The sequence below is a fragment of the Janibacter anophelis NBRC 107843 genome (assembly GCF_001570945.1).
Classification (GTDB): domain Bacteria; phylum Actinomycetota; class Actinomycetes; order Actinomycetales; family Dermatophilaceae; genus Janibacter; species Janibacter anophelis.
This window is the reverse complement of record NZ_BCSQ01000101.1, coordinates 1-3091: the sequence shown is the minus strand read 5'-3', so window position 1 is coordinate 3091 and position 3091 is coordinate 1. Positions and strand designations below refer to the sequence as shown.

General features: G+C 72.7%; 3 protein-coding genes and 1 tRNA gene. 1 reads left to right on the top strand and 3 read right to left on the bottom strand.

Annotated features, from left to right (window positions below; all coding sequences use genetic code 11):
- Both JAN01S_RS16210 and JAN01S_RS16205 read right to left on the bottom strand, forming a co-directional pair.
- A partial coding sequence (locus tag JAN01S_RS16210) for a dynamin family protein (protein WP_174522303.1) occupies positions 1–630 on the bottom strand: 630 nt, incomplete at its 3' end.
- Between the two features lie 63 nt (positions 631–693).
- Positions 694–767, bottom strand: a tRNA-Arg gene (locus tag JAN01S_RS16205).
- Positions 768–842: 75 nt separating this feature from the next.
- Here JAN01S_RS16205 and JAN01S_RS16200 point away from each other — a divergent pair.
- A complete protein-coding gene (locus JAN01S_RS16200; protein WP_169797257.1) occupies positions 843–1532 on the top strand; it encodes a 4'-phosphopantetheinyl transferase family protein in 690 nt (229 codons plus the stop codon).
- Here the strand turns inward: JAN01S_RS16200 and JAN01S_RS16195 are convergent.
- A partial coding sequence (locus JAN01S_RS16195) for a PrsW family intramembrane metalloprotease (RefSeq protein WP_244884871.1) occupies positions 1529–3091 on the bottom strand: 1563 nt, incomplete at its 5' end. The genes JAN01S_RS16200 and JAN01S_RS16195 overlap by 4 nt on opposite strands.

The window sequence follows — 3091 nt, the reverse complement described above, 5'->3', positions numbered from 1 at the left end:
GGCGACGGCCGTGCCGCGGTCGGCGGCCTGGCGCAGCAGGCCCCACGGGATGGCGTCGGCGTAGCGGGCCGCCGTCGTGACGAAGAGCCACAGGTCGGCCGCCGCGAGCAGCTGGCCGGCCAGGTCACGGTTGGCCCGGACGACCGAGTCGATGTCGGGCGCGTCGAGGATCGCCATGCCGGGCGGCAGCGTGGCCGACGGCGTGAGCCGGACGGTGCCGGGCTGGGGCTCGGCGCGCTCGTCACCGGTGACCCGAGAGAGCGAAGGGAGGACCCGCGCGTCGCGGAACCACCGCTCGTCGTCGGGGTGGTGGATGAGCACCGGGCTGGTCGTCGTCGGACGCAGGACGCCGGACCGGCTCACCTCGCGCCGCAGGATCGAGTTGACGAGCGTGGACTTGCCCGAGCCGGTGGAGCCACCGACGACGGCGAGCAGCGGCGCGTCGAGGGAGGACAGGCGCGGGATGACGTAGTCGTCGAGCTGGTCGAGCAGCGCCTGCCGCTCGGCCCGAGCCCGCTCGGTGCTGGGCAGGTCCAGCACCAACCGGCTGCGTTCGACCTCGTCGCGCAGCGCACTCACCCGTGCCAGGAGGTCGCGGTCCGGCGCGGTCCCCCGTGCGATCTCACCCATGGGCACACCTTAACCAGCGAAGGGGGTCCGGCACGCGCCCTCCACGCGGATGGAGGTGGTGAGCGCCCCCGGCAGGACTCGAACCTGCGACCTAGGGATTAGAAGGCCCTTGCTCTGTCCAGCTGAGCTACGGAGGCACGCCCCTGCCGCGGGTGTCCACGAGCGGGGCGGGTTCAGTGTAGTGAGCGCCGCGACCTGCCATGATCGGCACCATGTCCGTCCGGGTCGTCGTGCGCGAGGCGGGGGTGGTCGACTCCCCCGCCGACCTCGCGCTGCTCGATCCCGGTGAGCTGGCCCGTGCCGAGCGCAAGGGGCGGGCCGCCCCCTTCGTCACCGGGCACGCGCTCGTGCGACGCGTCCTCGGCGAGCTCGTGGGGTGCGACCCCGCACGGCTGACCTTCGAGCGGCGCTGCGCGACGTGCAACAGCGACCGGCACGGCAAGCCGAACCTCGTCGACGCACCCGGCTGGCACTTCTCCCTGTCGTACACGCCCGATGTCGCCGTGGTCGCCGTCGCGCACGGTGCGGACGTCGGGGTGGACGTCGAGGACCTGACCGACGCCGACTTCGAGGGCTTCGCCGCAGCGACCCTGGCCCGGGACGAGGTCGACGGCTTCGAGGGCCTGACCGGTCACGAGCTGCTCGTGGCCCGCGCCCGGGTGTGGGCGCGCAAGGAGGCCGTGCTCAAGGCGACCGGTCACGGACTGGTCGTCGACCCCTCCGAGGTCCTCGTCTCGGGGCCCGGCGAGGCGCCCGCGCTCGTCGACTGGCGGGCCGAGGAGCCGCGACCCGGCACCATCGCGATCGCCGACGTCGACCTCGAGGCGGCCGATCACCGCGCGGCGGTGGCCGCCCTCACGGCCCAGCCGCTCGAGATCGTCGTCGGCCGGCAGCCCGCCTAGACCATCGCCGGCGCCGCGCCGGCGAACTCGCGACGGCGGGCCGTCATCGAGTCGAGCAGCACCCGCTCGCGCTCCAGCGCCTTGGGCTCGGCGACGTGGCTCAGCTGGCGGAAGCGCAGCAGCGCCAGCTCGGAGGCACAGTCCTGGAAGCTGCGCATCGACTGCAGGCCCTGCGGGCCGCGGTGGTACTTCGCCCATCGACGCGCGGCGCGGCGGGACTTCATCGACGCGAGCATCCCGACCTCCTCGCCGGAGATCCATCCGGTGTCGACATAGGCCATGAGGTGCTGGCCGATGACCCGGCCCTCGCGCTTGCGCGTCCACACGACGAAGGAGATGAAGGCGCAGAAGGCGACGAACCCGACGCCCAGACCGATGAAGAGCCCGCCCCTGCCGGTGGACGCGCTGAGGTTCCACAGGCCGTGGAGGAGCACGCCGGCGCACCACCCGAGGACGGGCGCGACGAACTTCACTGGCATCGACCGGGACACGGCCGCCAGCCCGACACCGATACCCGTCATCGTCGTGAACATCGGGTGGAGGAAGGGGGTGACGATGCCCCGCAGGACGAAGGTGACACCGAAGCCGGCGACGCCGTGCTCGATCGCGGCACCCGCGAAGTACTGGATGTTCTCGGTGAAGGCGAAGCCGGCGGCGACGATGCCCGCGTAGACGATCCCGTCGGTCAGGCCGTTGAACTCACGCCGCATGAACCACCACATGACGAGCAGGAAGACGCCCTTCGTCGTCTCCTCCACCAGCGGTGCGGCGATGACGGCGGTCAGCACGTCCTGGTTCTGGACACCGAACATCGCCCCGAGGATCGACCCGAGGACGCCGTTGCCGATCATCGCGAGGAAGGTCGAGCCGAGCGCGCCGTAGAGAAAGGCCGTCAGCAGGTACCGCCACGGCTCGGCCTCGAAACGGTCGAGCCACAGGAAGATCGGGATGACGATCGTCAGCGGGATGAGCGCCGCGAGCAGGCTGACGAGCGTCAGGACGATGCCGAAGCTGAATCCGTACATCAGGGCGAAGATCAGCAGCAGACCCAACGAGCACACGCCGACGACCCCGGCGAGCAACCAGGTGCGCAGGGTCGGACGCGGCGTCGGGTTGGCCTGGGCCTGCGCGGTGACGTAATGGGCCGTGTACTGCTGCTGCTGCAGCCAGGCCTGGTGCTGCGCGTACTGCTGGGCCTGCTGGTGCGCGTACGTCTGATTGGCCTGGTGCTGCGCGCGCTGCTGCGCGGCCAGCGCCTGGGCAGCGGCCTGCTGCTGGGCCTCGTATGCCTGCTGCTGGGCGAGGACCTGCTGCCGGGAGTCCGTGCGGGCCTCCTCCTCGGCCAGCGCGATGGAGCGGGTGGCCGTGCGGTACCACTCCGGCTCCTCGGGGACCCCACGCCGCAGCATCCGCCGGCTCAGGGTGTCCTCGCCGGGCGCCCCGGAGCGCGGGGGCGCGGGCGGGGCCGGCGGCTGACCGGTGGGAGCCGGGCGCGCGCCACCAGCGGGCGGCGGCGCAGGAGGCCCGGCCGGCGACGGCGGAGGCGGGGTGGTCGCCGG

Coding starts and splice junctions, on each gene's coding strand:
- JAN01S_RS16200 (WP_169797257.1), top strand. CDS start 843: ATGTCCGTCCGGGTCGTCGTGCGCGAGGCGGGGGTGGTCGACTCCCCC.